Annotated in this window: 12 protein-coding genes; 11 read left to right on the top strand and 1 reads right to left on the bottom strand. The window is 57.4% G+C overall.

Annotated features, from left to right (window positions below; all coding sequences use genetic code 11):
* Positions 1–15 precede the first annotated feature (15 nt).
* From msbA to ACDO57_RS10315, 6 genes are all read left to right on the top strand, one after another.
* Positions 16–1,764, top strand: a complete 1,749-nt coding sequence (gene msbA / locus ACDO57_RS10340; RefSeq protein ID WP_024907792.1) for a lipid A ABC transporter ATP-binding protein/permease MsbA — start codon at positions 16–18, stop codon at positions 1,762–1,764.
* Positions 1,761–2,738 (top strand): tetraacyldisaccharide 4'-kinase, encoded by a 978-nt coding sequence (gene lpxK / locus ACDO57_RS10335; protein ID WP_208763690.1) that lies wholly within the window; start codon positions 1,761–1,763, stop codon positions 2,736–2,738. The genes msbA and lpxK overlap by 4 nt, the downstream gene beginning before the upstream one ends.
* Before the next feature lie 44 nt (positions 2,739–2,782).
* The gene (locus ACDO57_RS10330) at positions 2,783–4,012 is read left to right on the top strand and encodes a winged helix-turn-helix domain-containing protein (RefSeq protein ID WP_024907790.1); all 1,230 of its coding nucleotides are present in this window, start codon (positions 2,783–2,785) and stop codon (positions 4,010–4,012) included.
* A gap of 45 nt (positions 4,013–4,057) precedes the next feature.
* Positions 4,058–4,240: a protein YcaR gene (gene ycaR / locus ACDO57_RS10325; RefSeq protein WP_006174474.1), complete on the top strand. Its 183-nt coding sequence runs from the start codon at positions 4,058–4,060 to the stop codon at positions 4,238–4,240.
* On the top strand, positions 4,237–4,983 hold the full coding sequence (gene kdsB / locus ACDO57_RS10320; protein ID WP_370883931.1) for a 3-deoxy-manno-octulosonate cytidylyltransferase: 747 nt from the start codon (positions 4,237–4,239) through the stop codon (positions 4,981–4,983). Before ycaR ends, kdsB begins: the two co-directional genes overlap by 4 nt.
* Before the next feature lie 142 nt (positions 4,984–5,125).
* Entirely contained in the window at positions 5,126–6,019 is an 894-nt protein-coding gene (locus ACDO57_RS10315; RefSeq protein ID WP_148768953.1) for a YcbJ family phosphotransferase, read from the top strand.
* On the opposite strand, the gene elyC is transcribed toward ACDO57_RS10315, so the two are convergent.
* Positions 5,996–6,775, bottom strand: coding sequence for an envelope biogenesis factor ElyC (elyC, locus tag ACDO57_RS10310; protein ID WP_370883930.1), 780 nt, complete (start codon positions 6,773–6,775; stop codon positions 5,996–5,998). The two genes, ACDO57_RS10315 and elyC, sit on opposite strands and share 24 nt — an antisense overlap.
* A gap of 124 nt (positions 6,776–6,899) precedes the next feature.
* Between elyC and cmoM the strand changes: the two genes are divergently transcribed.
* From cmoM to ldtD, 5 genes are all read left to right on the top strand, one after another.
* Positions 6,900–7,679, top strand: coding sequence for a tRNA uridine 5-oxyacetic acid(34) methyltransferase CmoM (gene cmoM, locus ACDO57_RS10305; protein WP_032649174.1), 780 nt, complete (start codon positions 6,900–6,902; stop codon positions 7,677–7,679).
* 3 nt (positions 7,680–7,682) lie between these two features.
* Complete coding sequence (mukF, locus tag ACDO57_RS10300) at positions 7,683–9,005, top strand: chromosome partition protein MukF (RefSeq protein ID WP_024907787.1); 1,323 nt, start codon at positions 7,683–7,685, stop codon at positions 9,003–9,005.
* Complete coding sequence (mukE, locus tag ACDO57_RS10295; protein WP_008499954.1) at positions 8,986–9,690, top strand: chromosome partition protein MukE; 705 nt, start codon at positions 8,986–8,988, stop codon at positions 9,688–9,690. The genes mukF and mukE overlap by 20 nt, the downstream gene beginning before the upstream one ends.
* Entirely contained in the window at positions 9,690–14,141 is a 4,452-nt protein-coding gene (gene mukB / locus ACDO57_RS10290) for a chromosome partition protein MukB (RefSeq protein WP_370883929.1), read from the top strand. Before mukE ends, mukB begins: the two co-directional genes overlap by 1 nt.
* 178 nt (positions 14,142–14,319) lie before the next feature.
* Positions 14,320–16,143 (top strand): L,D-transpeptidase, encoded by a 1,824-nt coding sequence (ldtD, locus tag ACDO57_RS10285; RefSeq protein ID WP_370883928.1) that lies wholly within the window; start codon positions 14,320–14,322, stop codon positions 16,141–16,143.
* The last annotated feature ends 11 nt before the right edge of the window (positions 16,144–16,154 follow it).

Here is a 16,154-nt window from a genome sequence, read left to right as displayed (position 1 = left end):
ATGCTGGTTTTTTGAATGCATAACGACAAAGATCTCTCCACGTGGCAAACCTTCCGCCGACTCTGGCCGATGATTGCGCCCTTTAAAACAGGCCTGATCGTGGCGGGAGTAGCGTTAATCCTCAACGCAGCCAGCGATACTTTTATGCTATCGCTTCTCAAACCGTTACTGGACGACGGTTTTGGTAAAACGGATCGCTCAGTGTTGCTATGGATGCCTCTGGTGGTTATCGGACTGATGATCTTGCGCGGCATCACCAGCTATATCTCCAGCTACTGTATTTCCTGGGTATCCGGGAAAGTGGTGATGACCATGCGCCGTCGCCTGTTCAGTCACATGATGGGGATGCCGGTCTCATTCTTTGATAAGCAGTCTACCGGGACGCTGCTGTCCCGTATTACCTACGACTCAGAGCAGGTTGCCTCCTCGTCATCAAGCGCACTGATCACCGTCGTGCGTGAGGGCGCGTCGATCATTGGCCTGTTCGCAATGATGTTCTATTACAGCTGGCAGCTGTCAATCATCCTTATCGTGCTGGCGCCGGTGGTTTCTATTGCCATCCGTGTCGTTTCAAAGCGCTTCCGCAATATCAGTAAGAATATGCAGAACACGATGGGACAGGTAACGACCAGCGCGGAACAGATGCTGAAAGGACACAAAGAAGTCCTGATTTTTGGCGGTCAGGAAGTCGAAACCCACCGCTTTGACAAAGTCAGCAACAAAATGCGTCTGCAGGGGATGAAAATGGTCTCGGCCTCTTCCATCTCAGATCCGATTATTCAGCTGATTGCCTCCCTGGCACTGGCATTCGTCCTGTATGCAGCAAGCTTCCCGAGCGTCATGGAGACGCTGACGGCGGGTACCATCACAGTGGTCTTCTCCTCTATGATTGCCCTGATGCGTCCGCTGAAATCACTGACGAACGTCAACGCCCAGTTCCAGCGCGGGATGGCCGCCTGCCAGACGTTGTTCAGCATTCTGGATTCCGAGCAGGAAAAAGACGAAGGTACACGCGAAATTGAGCGCGCCCGTGGCGATGTCGAATTCCGCAACGTTACCTTCGCCTACCCTGGTCGTGAAACGCCGGCGCTGCGTAATATCAATCTGTCCATTCCGGCGGGTAAAACTGTGGCGCTGGTGGGGCGTTCCGGCTCGGGTAAATCGACCATTGCCAGCCTGATCACCCGTTTCTACGATATTAACGAAGGTGAGATCCTGTTAGACGGTCATGACCTGCGGGAATATACCCTGCAGTCGCTGCGTAATCAGGTGGCGCTGGTTTCCCAGAACGTGCACCTGTTCAACGATACCGTGGCTAACAACATTGCCTATGCGCGCACGGATGAGTACAGCCGCGAGCAGATTGAGAACGCTGCGCGGATGGCCTACGCAATGGACTTTATCAACAAGATGGATAACGGTCTGGATACGATAATCGGTGAGAATGGGGTACTGCTCTCCGGTGGTCAGCGTCAGCGTATCGCCATTGCGCGTGCGCTGCTGCGTGACAGCCCGATCCTGATCCTGGACGAAGCGACCTCTGCGCTGGATACGGAATCTGAACGCGCTATTCAGTCGGCACTGGATGAACTGCAAAAGAACCGTACCTCGCTGGTGATTGCGCACCGCCTGTCGACTATCGAGCAGGCTGACGAAATCGTCGTGGTTGAGGACGGCATCATTGTTGAACGCGGAAGCCATGCTGACCTGCTGGAACACCGCGGCGTTTACGCTCAGCTTCATAAGATGCAGTTTGGCGAATGATTGCACGCATCTGGTCCGGTGAATCCCCGCTGTGGCTGCTGCTTTTGCCGCTCTCCTGGCTATACGGCCTGGTGAGCGGCACAATCCGTCTGCTTTACCGTCTGGGGCTGAAGCGTGCCTGGCGCGCGCCGGTTCCGGTTGTGGTTGTCGGTAATCTTACGGCGGGTGGCAACGGTAAAACGCCGGTGGTGATCTGGCTGGTGGAGCAATTGCAAAAACGCGGCATCCGCCCGGGGGTGGTATCGCGCGGATATGGTGGCAAAGCGGCGCGTTATCCGCTGCTGCTGATGGCGGAAACCACGACCGCCGAAGCGGGTGATGAACCGGTATTGATTTTCCAGCGTACCGGCGCACCGGTTGCGGTCTCCCCGGTGCGCAGCGACGCCGTTCAGGCACTGCTTGCCGAACACGCGGTGCAAATCATTATCACTGACGATGGCCTGCAGCATTACGCCCTGGCGCGTGATAAAGAGATTGTGGTTATCGACGGCGTTCGCCGTTTTGGTAACGGCTGGTGGTTACCTGCAGGGCCCATGCGCGAACGCGCTTCGCGTCTTAAGTCCGTCGATGCGGTGATTGTGAACGGTGGTGAGGCAAATGCGGGTGAAATCCCGATGCATCTTCAGCCGGGTCTGGCGATCAACCTGGTGACGGAGGAACGCCGGTCGGTTGCGGAGCTGCCTTCACTGGTGGCGATGGCGGGGATTGGCCATCCGCCACGCTTCTTCGCGACGCTGGAACAGTGTGGTGCCCGGCTGGAAAAACGCGTTCCGCTGGCCGACCATCAGGCGCTGGTGGAAGGGCAGGTAGACGCCCTGACCGTACCCGGACAAGCGCTGATCATGACCGAAAAAGATGCGGTGAAATGCCGTGCCTTTGCGAAAGATAACTGGTGGTATCTGCCGGTTGACGCTGAACTCAGCGGCGAGCAGCCGGAACAATTGCTCAAGGAACTGATTGCGTTGGTGCAGTAAAGGCTTACGCGGTTCTGGTGGCGCTTTGACTGACAGGAAAACGCATGTCTTTACCGCAACTCTCGCTTTCAGCTGCACGTCATTTACACCTTGCCGCGCAGGGGCTGCTCAAAAAGCCCCGCCGCCGCGCGCAGCCTGCCGATATTCTCTCGACCGTTCAGCGCATGTCGCTACTTCAAATCGACACCATTAACATTGTGGCCCGCAGCCCTTACCTTGTCCTGTTTAGCCGCCTGGGGAGTTATCCTTCTCAGTGGCTGGATGAGGCGCTCAGCAAGGGGGAGTTAATGGAGTACTGGGCGCACGAAGCCTGCTTTCTGCCCCGCAGCGATTTTGCCCTGGTTCGCCACCGTATGCTTGCCCCTGAAAAGATGGGCTGGAAATACCGACAGGCGTGGATGCTGGAACATGCGGCCGAAATTGAGCAGCTTATCGCGCATATTCAGGAAAACGGTCCCGTACGCTCCGCCGATTTTGAACACCCGCGTAAGGGTACAAGCGGCTGGTGGGAGTGGAAGCCGCACAAACGTCATCTCGAAGGGCTGTTTACCTCTGGCAAAGTCATGGTGATTGAACGGCGTAATTTTCAGCGCGTCTACGACCTGACGCATCGCGTGATGCCGCACTGGGACGACGAGCGCGACCTGCTTACCCAGGAGGCGGCCGAGGCCGTTATGCTGGAGAACAGCGCCCGTAGCCTGGGGATTTTTCGCGCGCAGTGGCTGGCAGATTATTATCGCCTGCGTCAGCCCGCGCTAAAACCGCTGCTGGACATGTGGCAACGCGAACAGCGCGTCATTCCCGTTACCGTGGAAACGCTGGGGGAAATGTGGCTGCATGCGGATCTCCTCCCGTTATTGCCTCAGGCTCTGGAGGGGAAACTTCAGGCAACCCACAGCGCGGTATTGTCGCCTTTCGACCCGGTTGTCTGGGACAGAAAACGCGCCGAGCAGCTCTTTGATTTCAGCTACCGGCTGGAATGTTATACCCCGGCCCCAAAGCGCCAGTATGGTTACTTTGTTTTACCGCTGCTGCATAAGGGACAGCTGGTCGGGCGCATGGACGCCAAAATGCACCGCAAGACCGGCACGCTTGAAATCATTGCGCTTTATCTGCAAGAGGGCGTCAGGGTGACGGCGAGCCTGGAAAAAGGATTAACGTCCGCCATTAGCGAATTCGCGCGCTGGCAGGGTGCCGACGACGTGACGCTGGGCCGGGTACCCGACGGACTGTTTACATCCTGTCGAAGTGGCTGGGAAACAGGCACGCCCTGAAAAGGGAATGTGTTAAGCTTTAGCGATTACCCATACGGAGGAACTATGGATCACCGTTTACTTGAAATTATTGCCTGCCCGGTATGCAACGGCAAACTCTACTACAGCCAGGACAAACAGGAGCTGATTTGCAAGCTGGACAGCCTGGCTTTCCCGCTGCGTGACGGCATTCCGGTACTGCTGGAAAATGAAGCGCGTTCCCTGGTGGCAGAAGAGAGCAAACCATGAGTTTTGTTGTCATTATTCCTGCGCGCTACGCGTCTACGCGTCTGCCGGGTAAACCGCTGGTGGATATCAACGGCAAGCCAATGATTGTGCATGTCCTTGAGCGTGCAAGAGAATCCGGTGCCGACCGTGTGATTGTTGCTACCGATCATCCCGACGTCGCCCGTGCGGTTGAGGCGGCAGGCGGTGAGGTATGCATGACCCGCGCCGATCACCAGTCCGGCACCGAGCGTCTGGCGGAAGTGGTTGAGAAATGTGGTTTTAGTGATGATACGGTCATCGTTAACGTGCAGGGTGACGAGCCGATGATCCCGGCGGTGATTATCCGTCAGGTGGCAGAAAACCTGGCGCAGCGTCAGGTCGGTATGGCGACGCTCGCGGTGCCTGTTCACCATGCAGAAGAGGCTTTCAACCCGAATGCGGTGAAGGTGGTCATGGATGCCGAAGGCTATGCGCTCTATTTCTCCCGCGCCACGATCCCGTGGGATCGCGATCGCTTTGCGCTCTCTAAAGAGACCATCGGTGATACCTTCCTGCGTCATATTGGGATCTACGGCTATCGGGCCGGTTTTATTCGTCGATATGTGGCCTGGGCGCCGAGTCCGCTGGAGCATATCGAAATGCTGGAGCAGCTTCGCGTGCTCTGGTATGGCGAAAAAATTCACGTTGCCGTTGCCAGCGAAGTGCCTGGTACGGGCGTTGACACGCCGGAAGATCTTGAGCGCGTTCGCGCCGAGCTGCGCTAATACCGCCTGCATCCCTCCTGACGGGGGGATGTTCCTCTCCCCGTTAATTTCCCTTTCTTTTCCCTAATTGATCTCTTCCGGGTGACATCTTCCTTCAGGACGCTCATTATAAAAGCAGTAGTCTTAATGGGGGTAATCTCATATGGAACAGCTGCGTGCCGAACTTAGCCATCTGCTGGGTGAGAAATTAAGCCGTGTCGAATGCGTGAGTGAAAAGGTCGATACCGCGCTTTGGTCGTTGTATGACAGTCAGGGCAACCCAATGCCGCTGATGGCCAGAAGTTTCACCTCACCGGGTGTGGCCAGGCAGCTTGCCTGGAAAATGTCGATGCTGGCGCGGGAGGGAACCGTCCGTATGCCGACGGTGTACGGCGTGATGACCCATGAGGAACATCCCGGCCCGGACGTGCTGCTGATTGAGCGCTTGCGCGGCGTGCCCGTTGAAGCGCCCGCGCGCACGCCGGAGCGCTGGGAGCAGTTAAAAGATCAGATTGTCGAGGCGCTGCTCGCCTGGCACCGTCAGGATAGCCGCGGACTTGTCGGTCCGGTCGACAGCACTCAGGAAAACCTGTGGCCGCTGTGGTATCGCCAGCGGGTTGAGGTTCTGTGGGGGACGCTTAACCAGTTCAACAATACCGGTTTGACCATGCAGGATAAGCGAATTCTGTTTCGTACCCGCGAGTGCTTACCGGCGCTGTTCGACGGTTTTAATGACAACTGCGTGCTGATCCACGGTAATTTCACCCTGCGCAGCATGCTCAAAGACTCCCGCAGCGATCAGCTTCTGGCGATGCTGGGGCCGGGGATCATGCTCTGGGCTCCGCGCGAATACGAGCTGTTCAGGCTCAGCGACAGCGGGGCGGCGGAAGGTTTACTGTGGCATTACCTTCAACGCGCGCCCGTTGCAGAAGCGTTTCTCTGGCGGCGCTGGCTTTATCTGCTCTGGGACGAAGTTGCGCAGCTGGTCAATACCGGACGTTTTAATCGCGCAAACTTCGATCTGGCAACAAAATCACTCCTGCCCTGGCTCGCCTGACGATCCTTTCAGCCACTGCCAGAGGCGTCTGAGCGTTTCATAACCGACGCGATCGCTATGCATTAGCCACGCCGGGGACGGTATCGCCCGTTCCCACGGGTTGAGCGGCGCGTCGATAGCCATCTGGTTTGCCGGTGCGGGAAGCGGGTGCAGGCCTTGCTTCTCAAAGAAAATCATCGCGCGTGGCAGGTGCGAGGCGGAGGTCACCAGCAAGAACGGGACATCGCCAATCGCCTGCTTCACTGCGGCAGCCTCTTCTTCGGTATCTTTTGGGCTGTCCAGGGTGATGATGGAGGAACGCGGTACGCCGAGCGATTCCGCGACTCTGGCGCCCGCTTCAGCTGTACTCACCGGGTTCGTTTTGGCCGCCGCGCCGGTGAAGATCATTTTTGATCCCGGATTCGCCAGCCACAGGCGAATGCCTTCGTTTAGCCGTGGCAGGCTGTTATTGATCAGGTTTGAACTGGGGGCCCAGTCAGGATCCCAGGTATATCCGCCTCCCAGTACCACGATGTACGCCACTTTCTGATTTCCCTGCCATGTCGGGTACTTGTTTTCGATGGGGCGTAACAAACCATCCGCGACCGGTTGCAGGCTCAACAGCAGCAGGATAAACCAGCCGAGCGTGATAAGCGTTTTGCCACTCTTCTGAAAGCGACTGAACCACACCAGCGCCAGCCCCAGCGCGATGATGATGAGCAGCAGCGGAAGGGGAAGCATCATCCCTCCAATGTATTTCTTAAGGGTAAAAAGCATCCTTTTTGGTTCCTTTTTTGACCATATAGCAGGTGATTACCGGTGATATTACACCAGAGAGGTTCATTCTCCGCGCGGGTGTGACAAAATAGCGGTTTTGCAGTTAGCGAGTGGAACTCTCCCAATGCGGGATCGCAATTTTGATGACATCGCGGAAAAGTTTTCGCGCAACATTTATGGCACCACGAAAGGGCAGCTCCGTCAGACGATCCTCTGGCAGGATCTGGACACCATTCTGGCTACCTTTGGCGGTCAAACGTTGCGCGTGCTGGACGCTGGTGGCGGTGAAGGGCAGACGGCGATAAAAATGGCCGAGCGCGGCCATCACGTCACGCTTTGCGATCTTTCTGCGGAAATGGTCGCCCGCGCGACGCGTGCGGCAGAAGAGAAAGGTGTGAGCGACAACATGCATTTTATACAATGCGCCGCTCAGGACATCGCGCAGCATTTGGAAACCCAGGTTGATCTGATATTGTTTCATGCGGTGCTGGAGTGGGTTGCCGATCCGCAAAGCGTGTTACAAACCCTGTGGTCGATGTTGCGCCCGGGCGGCACGCTGTCGCTGATGTTCTACAATGCTAACGGCTTCCTGATGCACAACATGGTTGCGGGAAACTTCGACTATGTTCAGGTCGGGATGCCCAAAAAGAAAAAGCGCACGCTTTCCCCGGACTATCCGCGCGATCCACAGCAGGTTTATGGCTGGCTGGAAGCGATTGGCTGGCAGATTGTCGGGAAGACGGGCGTCAGGGTGTTTCATGATTATCTGCGTGAAAAACACAAACAGCGTGACTGTTTTGACACCTTAACAGAATTGGAAACGCGGTATTGCCGTCAGGAGCCTTTTGTCAGCCTTGGCCGCTATATTCACGTCACCGCGCACAAGCCGCAGATGCAAGGATAACCTATGAGTGAATTTTCCCAGACAGTCCCCGAACTGGTTGCCTGGGCCAGGAAAAACGATTTCTCCATCTCGCTGCCGGTAGACAGACTCTCTTTCCTGCTGGCGGTCGCCACGCTGAACGGCGAGCGGCTGGATGGTGAAATGAGCGAGGGTGAACTGGTGGATGCGTTCCGCCACGTCAGTGATGCGTTTGAGCAAACCAGCGAAACCATTAGCGTGCGTGCCAACAACGCGATCAACGATATGGTGCGTCAACGTCTGCTGAACCGCTTTACCAGCGAGCAGGCGGAAGGAAACGCCATCTATCGCCTGACGCCGCTGGGCATCGGCATCACCGATTACTATATTCGCCAGCGTGAATTTTCCACGCTGCGTCTTTCCATGCAGCTGTCGATCGTGGCGGGTGAGCTTAAGCGCGCCGCCGACGCGGCGGATGAAAACGGTGACGAATTCCACTGGCACCGTAACGTCTACGCGCCGCTGAAATATTCGGTGGCGGAAATCTTCGACAGTATCGATCTCACCCAGCGCCTTATGGACGAACAGCAGCAGCAGGTGAAAGACGATATCGCGCAGTTGCTGAATAAAGACTGGCGAGCGGCTATCTCCAGCTGTGAACTTCTGCTGTCAGAAACCTCCGGCACGCTGCGCGAACTCCAGGATACGCTGGAAGCCGCAGGGGACAAGCTGCAGGCTAACCTGCTGCGCATCCAGGACGCAACGCTGGCGCATGACGATCTGCATTTTATCGACCGTCTGGTATTCGATCTGCAGAGCAAACTCGACCGCATTATCAGCTGGGGCCAGCAGTCGATCGACCTGTGGATCGGCTACGACCGACACGTGCATAAATTTATCCGTACCGCGATTGATATGGATAAAAACCGCGTCTTTGCCCAGCGTCTGCGTCAGTCGGTGCAGACCTATTTCGATGCACCGTGGGCGCTGACCTACGCCAATGCCGATCGTCTGCTGGATATGCGCGACGAAGAGATGGCGCTGCGCGATGAAGAGGTGACCGGTGAACTGCCACCGGATCTGGAATACGAAGAATTTAACGAAATTCGCGAGCAGCTTGCGGCGATGATCGAAGAACAGCTCGCTGTCTACAAAACCAGACAAGTGCCGCTGGATCTTGGGCTCGTGGTGCGCGACTATCTGGCGCAATATCCGCGCGCGCGCCACTTCGACGTTGCCCGCATTGTGGTAGACCAGGCGGTGCGCCTGGGCGTCGCGCAAGCAGATTTCACCGGACTGCCGCCGAAGTGGCAGCCAATTAACGATTACGGAGCCAAGGTACAGGCGCATGTCATTGACAAATATTGAACAAGTGATGCCAGTTAAGCTGGCACAGGCGCTGGCGAATCCGTTATTTCCGGCGCTGGACAGCCAGCTGCGTGCCGGTCGTCACATTGGCTTAGACGAGCTGGATAATCACGCCTTTTTGATGGATTTCCAGGAGTACCTGGAAGAGTTTTACGCACGCTACAACGTGGAGCTTATTCGCGCGCCGGAAGGGTTTTTCTACCTGCGTCCACGCTCCACGACGCTGATTCCGCGTTCCGTGCTCTCGGAGCTGGATATGATGGTCGGCAAAATTCTTTGCTACCTCTATCTCAGCCCGGAACGTCTGGCGAATGAAGGGATCTTCACCCAGCAGGAACTTTACGACGAGCTGTTGACGCTGGCAGATGAGAGCAAACTGCTCAAGCTGGTGAACAACCGCTCCACGGGGTCGGATCTTGACCGTCAGAAATTACAGGAAAAGGTTCGCTCTTCCCTGAACCGTCTGCGTCGCCTGGGGATGGTCTGGTTTATGGGCCACGACAGCAGCAAATTCCGCATCACGGAATCTGTCTTCCGCTTTGGCGCCGACGTGCGTGCGGGTGATGACGCGCGTGAAGCGCAGCTTCGCATGATCCGCGACGGTGAAGCGATGCCGGTGGAAAACCATTTGCAGCTCAATGATGAGCATGAAGAGAATCTGCCGGATAGCGGGGAGGAAGAGTAATGATTGAACGCGGTAAATTTCGCTCACTGACGCTGATTAACTGGAACGGCTTCTTTGCCCGAACGTTCGATCTGGATGAGCTGGTCACGACGCTCTCCGGCGGTAACGGAGCGGGTAAATCCACCACCATGGCGGCCTTTGTCACGGCGCTGATCCCTGACCTGACGCTGCTTCACTTCCGTAATACCACCGAAGCGGGGGCCACAAGCGGTTCCCGTGATAAAGGCCTGCACGGGAAGCTGAAGGCCGGCGTCTGTTATTCGGTTCTGGACGTCATTAACTCCCGTCATCAGCGTGTGGTGGTGGGCGTACGCCTGCAGCAGGTTGCTGGCCGCGACCGTAAAGTGGATATCAAACCGTTTGCGATCCAGGGGCTTCCAACGTCCGTGCAGCCAACGGCGCTGCTGACGGAAACCCTGAACGAACGTCAGGCGCGTGTGCTGACGCTGCAGGAGCTGAAAGATAAGCTCGAAGCTATCGAAGGCGTGCAGTTCAAACAGTTCAACTCGATTACCGACTACCATGCGCTGATGTTTGATCTGGGCGTGGTGGCGCGTCGTCTGCGCTCGGCATCAGACCGTAGCAAATACTATCGCCTGATCGAAGCGTCCCTTTATGGCGGTATCTCCAGCGCCATCACCCGCTCCCTGCGCGACTACCTGCTGCCGGAAAACAGCGGCGTACGTAAGGCCTTCCAGGATATGGAAGCGGCGCTGCGTGAAAACCGCATGACGCTGGAAGCGATTCGCGTTACCCAGTCCGACCGCGACCTGTTTAAACACCTGATCAGCGAAGCCACCAACTACGTGGCGGCGGACTACATGCGCCACGCCAACGAGCGACGCGTGCATCTCGATCAGGCATTAGAATATCGCCGCGAGCTGTTTACCTCCCGTAAACAGCTGGTGGCCGAGCAGTACAAGCACGTCGAAATGGCGCGCGAGCTGGGCGAGCACAACGGTGCCGAAGGCGACCTGGAAGCCGATTACCAGGCCGCCAGCGATCACCTGAACCTGGTGCAGACCGCGCTGCGTCAGCAGGAAAAAATCGAGCGCTATGAAGCGGATCTCGACGAGCTGCAAATTCGTCTCGAAGAGCAAAATGAAGTGGTGGCCGAAGCCGCCGACATGCAGGAAGAGAACGAAGCCCGCGCCGAAGCGGCCGAGCTGGAAGTGGATGAGCTGAAAAGCCAGCTTGCCGATTACCAGCAGGCACTTGACGTGCAGCAGACGCGAGCGATTCAGTACACCCAGGCATTGCAGGCATTACAGCGTGCGAAAGAGCTGTGTCACCTGCCTGACCTGACGCCGGATAGCGCCGACGAGTGGCTGGATACCTTCCAGGCCAAAGAGCAGGAAGCCACCGAGAAGCTGCTGTCCCTCGAACAGAAAATGAGCGTCGCGCAAACGGCGCACAGCCAGTTTGAGCAGGCTTATCAGCTGGTCGTCGCGATTAACGGTCCGCTGGCGCGTAACGAAGCCTGGGACGTTGCCCGTGAACTGCTGCGCGACGGTGTGAACCAGCGCCATCTGGCCGAACAGGTTCAGCCGCTGCGCATGCGTCTGAACGAGCTGGAACAGCGCCTGCGCGAGCAGCAGGAGGCCGAGCGTCTGCTGGCGGAATTCTGCAAGCGTCAGGGAAAAAATTACGATTTCGACGAGCTTGAGGCCCTGCATCAGGAGCTGGAAGCGCGTATCGCGGCCCTGTCTGATACCGTATCAAACGCCAGCGAACAGCGTATGACGCTGCGTCAGGAATTGGAGCAGATTCAGTCCCGTTCGAAGACGCTCTTGCAACGAGCGCCGGTCTGGCTGGCGGCTCAAAGCAGCCTGAATCAGCTCAGCGAACAGTGCGGCGAGCAGTTCGAATCCAGCCAGGACGTGACCGAATACCTGCAGCAGCTGCTGGAGCGCGAGCGCGAAGCCATTGTTGAGCGTGACGAAGTCGGCACGCGCAAGCGTGAAGTCGACGAAGAAATTGAACGCTTAAGCCAGCCGGGCGGTGCGGAAGACCCGCGCCTCAATGCCCTGGCGGAGCGTTTTGGCGGCGTGCTGCTGTCCGAGATTTACGACGATGTCGGTCTGGACGATGCGCCATACTTCTCCGCGCTGTACGGTCCATCCCGCAACGCGATTGTGGTCCCGGATCTGTCGCTGATTTCTGAGCAGCTTGCCGGCCTGGAAGATTGCCCGGAGGATCTCTACCTGATCGAAGGGGATCCGCAGTCGTTCGATGACAGCGTCTTCAGCGTCGACGAGCTGGAAAAAGCGGTGGTGGTGAAAATCGCCGATCGCCAGTGGCGTTATTCCCGCTTCCCTGAGCTGCCGCTGTTTGGCCGCGCCGCGCGCGAAAGCCGCATCGAAAGCCTGCACGCCGAGCGTGAAACGCTGTCTGAACGTTTCGCGACCCTGTCGTTTGACGTGCAGAAAACCCAGCGTCTGCACCAGGCGTTCAGCCGCTTTATCGGCAGCCATCTGGCCGTGGCCTTTGAAGCTGACCCGGAAGCGGAAATTCGCAAGCTCAATACCCGCCGTGGCGAGCTGGAGCGGGCGATTGCCAGTCATGAAAGTGATAACCAGCAGAGTCGCGTGCAGTTTGAACAGGCGAAAGAGGGCGTCGCGGCCCTTAACCGCATTCTGCCGCGCCTGAATCTGCTGGCGGATGACACGCTGGCTGACCGTGTGGATGAGATCCAGGAGCGCCTGGATGAAGCGCAGGAAGCCGCGCGTTTCGTTCAGCAGCACGGCAATCAGCTGGCGAAGCTGGAGCCCGTCGTATCTGTACTGCAGAGCGACCCGGAACAGTTCGAGCAGTTAAAAGAAGATTATGCCTGGTCACAGCAGGTGCAGCGCGAGGCGCGTCAGCAGGCGTTTGCCCTGACGGAGGTGGTGCAGCGTCGCGCCCACTTCGGCTACTCCGATTCGGCAGAAATGCTGAGCGGTAACAGCGACCTGAACGAAAAACTGCGTCAACGCCTTGAGCAGGCGGAAGCGGAACGTACTCGCGCCCGTGAAGCAATGCGCAGCCACTCCGCTCAACTGAACCAGTACAACCAGGTGCTGGCCTCGCTGAAAAGCTCCTTCGACACCAAGAAAGAGCTGTTAAACGATCTGCAGAAAGAGCTTCAGGACATCGGCGTTCGTGCCGACAGCGGGGCAGAAGAGCGCGCGCGTATTCGTCGTGACGAGCTGCATTCTCAGCTCAGCAATAACCGCGCGCGTCGTAATCAGCTGGAAAAAGCGCTGACCTTCTGCGAAGCGGAAATGGATAACCTGACTCGTCGCCTGCGCAAGCTGGAGCGCGACTACTTTGAGATGCGCGAGCAGGTTGTGACCGCGAAGGCGGGCTGGTGCGCGGTGATGCGCATGGTGAAAGACAATAACGTTGAGCGTCGTCTGCACCGCCGTGAACTGGCATATCTCTCAGCCGACGAGCTGCGTTCCATGTCGGATAAGGCGTTGGGTGCGCTGCGTCTGGCGGTGGCGGATAACGAACACCTGCGCGACGTGCTGCGTATGTCGGAAGATCCAAAACGTCCGGAACGTAAAATCCAGTTCTTCGTGGCGGTTTACCAGCACCTGCGCGAACGTATTCGTCAGGACATCATCCGTACTGACGATCCGGTCGAGGCTATCGAACAGATGGAAATCGAGCTGGGTCGCCTGACGGAGGAGCTGACCTCCCGCGAGCAGAAGCTGGCTATCAGCTCCCGCAGCGTGGCGAACATCATTCGTAAAACCATTCAGCGCGAGCAGAACCGTATCCGCCAGCTGAACCAGGGCCTGCAGAGCGTGTCGTTTGGCCAGGTGAACAGCGTGCGCCTCAACGTCAACGTGCGCGAAGCCCACGCGACGCTGCTGGAAGTGCTGTCTGAGCAGCACGAGCAGCATCAGGATCTGTTCAACAGCAACCGTCTGACCTTCTCCGAAGCGCTGGCGAAGCTGTATCAGCGCCTGAACCCGCAGATTGATATGGGCCAGCGTACGCCGCAAACCATCGGCGAAGAGCTGCTGGATTACCGTAACTACCTGGAAATGGAGGTTGAGGTAAACCGTGGCTCAGACGGCTGGCTGCGTGCGGAATCCGGGGCGCTCTCAACCGGTGAAGCGATCGGTACCGGGATGTCAATTCTGGTGATGGTTGTCCAGAGCTGGGAAGATGAAGCGCGCCGTCTGCGCGGCAAAGACATCTCGCCATGCCGACTGCTGTTCCTGGATGAGGCCGCGCGTCTTGATGCCCGCTCCATTGCCACGCTGTTCGAGCTTTGCGAACGTCTCGATATGCAGCTCATTATTGCGGCGCCGGAGAACATCAGCCCCGAGAAAGGCACTACCTACAAGCTGGTGCGTAAAGTGTTCCAGAACAGCGAACACGTTCACGTTGTGGGGCTGCGTGGCTTTGCGCCGCAGCCGCCAGAGTCATTGCCGGAAACCACAGCCGACGCTTCCTGAAGCGTCTTCTGACCCGAAGCGGCGCCCTGGCGCCGCTTTTTTTTTAAACTTAACTTGTGCTTAGGGCTGCGTTATCTTTAAACTTCTTTACATAAGGTAAGGCAACAGCTTAGCCGTCTACCTATAATGAAAGAAAGCCCCAACGTGATGGGCATGTCGTGAAAACAGGGGGCAAGGGATGTTGCTTAAGAAAGAATGTGGTCGTCAGCTGTCTGCGCTGAGTTTGTGCCTGGCAGTGATGTTTGCTCCGCTGTTAACCGCCCAGGCCGACGAGCCTGAAATTGTGCCGACTGACAGCTCGGCAACGACAGGCGCGCAGCCAACGTCGTTGTCCCAGCCGCTGGACCAGTCTCCTGCGACGGCTGTCATGGCCGGTATTAAACCGCTGCCGGAAGGCATCGACGCCGAATCGCTCAGTCAGCAGCTGCAGTTGGGGCTACCGTCAGGCTACACGCCTGTCTATATCAATCAGCTCACGCTCCTCTATGCTGCCCGCGATATGAAACCGATGTGGGAAAACCGCGATGCCGTGCGCGCCTTCCAGCAACAGCTGGCGGAGGTCGCGATTGCAGGGTTTCAGCCGCAGTTTACAAAATGGGTTGAGCTGTTAACCGATCCTGCTGTCACCGGGCAGGCGCGGGACGTGGTGCTTTCCGATGCCATGATGGGCTACCTGCAGTTCGTGGCGGGTATTCCTGTCAATGGCAACCGCTGGCTGTACAGCGATAAACCTTACAAACTGGCGACGCCAGCGCTGTCGGTGATTAATCAATGGCAGCTAGCGCTGGATAATGGCGAACTGCCGCGCTTTATCGCCAGCCTGGCACCGACGCACCCACAATATGCCACTCTGCACCAGTCGCTCCTCGCGCTGGTGGGGGACACGCGTCCATGGCCGCAAATGCGCGGTACCGCGACGCTGCGTCCGGGGCAGTGGAGCAGCGATGTGCCCGCCCTGCGCGAGATCCTGGTGCGTTCCGGTATTCTGGAAGGCGGGCCAAAGATTGCTCTCCCGGGTGATGATCCACAAAACGTCGCCGTCAGCCCGTCAGCTCCCGTGAAAGAGAAGAAAGCCGTTGTCCTGAGCGACAAACCCGCGGCTTACGATCGCGAGCTGGTTGCGGCCGTTAAGCAATTCCAGGCCGCTCAGGGGCTGGGGGCCGATGGCGTCATTGGCCAGACGACGCGTGACTGGCTGAACGTATCGCCTGCGCAGCGGGCAGGGGTGCTGGCGCTCAATATCCAGCGTTTGCGCTTGCTGCCGGGAACGCTCTCTACCGGGATTATGGTTAACATCCCGGCGTATTCCCTGGTCTATTACCAGGACGGTAGCGAAAAACTGGCGTCGCGCGTGATTGTCGGGCGTCCGGATCGTAAAACACCGATGATGAGCAGCGCGCTGAATAACGTGGTGGTAAACCCGCCGTGGAACGTGCCGCCGACTCTGGCGCGAAAAGACATTCTGCCGAAGGTCTGGAACGACCCGGGTTATCTGGAACGTCATGGTTATACGGTGATGCGTGGATGGAACAGTAAAGAGGCCATCGATCCTTATATGGTCGACTGGTCGACGATCACAGCGTCAAATCTGCCGTTCCGTTTCCAGCAGGCTCCCGGGGCGCATAACTCTTTAGGGCGCTACAAATTCAATATGCCGAGTTCAGAAGCTATCTATCTGCACGATACGCCGAACCACAACCTGTTCCAGAAAGATACCCGCGCGCTGAGTTCTGGCTGCGTGCGCGTGAACAAAGCCTCGGAGCTGGCCAATATGCTGCTTCAGGATGCGGGCTGGAACGATACGCGTATTTCGGATGCCCTGAAAAAGGGGGATACACGTTACGTTAATATTCGCCACAATATTCCGGTCAATCTTTACTATCTGACGGCGTTTGTGGGCGAGGATGGGCGTACCCAGTATCGTACAGATATTTACAATTATGATCTCACCGCGCGATCCGGCGCACAAATTTTGCCAAAAGCGGAACAATTAATCAGGTAAATGAAGCAGTT

This window comes from Enterobacter cloacae complex sp. 2015409, from assembly GCF_041365315.1.
Taxonomy (GTDB): domain Bacteria; phylum Pseudomonadota; class Gammaproteobacteria; order Enterobacterales; family Enterobacteriaceae; genus Enterobacter; species Enterobacter pseudoroggenkampii.
This window is presented reverse-complemented; position numbering and strand designations above follow the sequence as displayed.

Coding starts and splice junctions, on each gene's coding strand:
- msbA (WP_024907792.1), top strand. CDS start 16: ATGCATAACGACAAAGATCTCTCCACGTGGCAAACCTTCCGCCGACTC.
- lpxK (WP_208763690.1), top strand. CDS start 1,761: ATGATTGCACGCATCTGGTCCGGTGAATCCCCGCTGTGGCTGCTGCTT.
- ACDO57_RS10330 (WP_024907790.1), top strand. CDS start 2,783: ATGTCTTTACCGCAACTCTCGCTTTCAGCTGCACGTCATTTACACCTT.
- ycaR (WP_006174474.1), top strand. CDS start 4,058: ATGGATCACCGTTTACTTGAAATTATTGCCTGCCCGGTATGCAACGGC.
- kdsB (WP_370883931.1), top strand. CDS start 4,237: ATGAGTTTTGTTGTCATTATTCCTGCGCGCTACGCGTCTACGCGTCTG.
- ACDO57_RS10315 (WP_148768953.1), top strand. CDS start 5,126: ATGGAACAGCTGCGTGCCGAACTTAGCCATCTGCTGGGTGAGAAATTA.
- elyC (WP_370883930.1), bottom strand. CDS start 6,775: ATGCTTTTTACCCTTAAGAAATACATTGGAGGGATGATGCTTCCCCTT.
- cmoM (WP_032649174.1), top strand. CDS start 6,900: ATGCGGGATCGCAATTTTGATGACATCGCGGAAAAGTTTTCGCGCAAC.
- mukF (WP_024907787.1), top strand. CDS start 7,683: ATGAGTGAATTTTCCCAGACAGTCCCCGAACTGGTTGCCTGGGCCAGG.
- mukE (WP_008499954.1), top strand. CDS start 8,986: ATGTCATTGACAAATATTGAACAAGTGATGCCAGTTAAGCTGGCACAG.
- mukB (WP_370883929.1), top strand. CDS start 9,690: ATGATTGAACGCGGTAAATTTCGCTCACTGACGCTGATTAACTGGAAC.
- ldtD (WP_370883928.1), top strand. CDS start 14,320: ATGTTGCTTAAGAAAGAATGTGGTCGTCAGCTGTCTGCGCTGAGTTTG.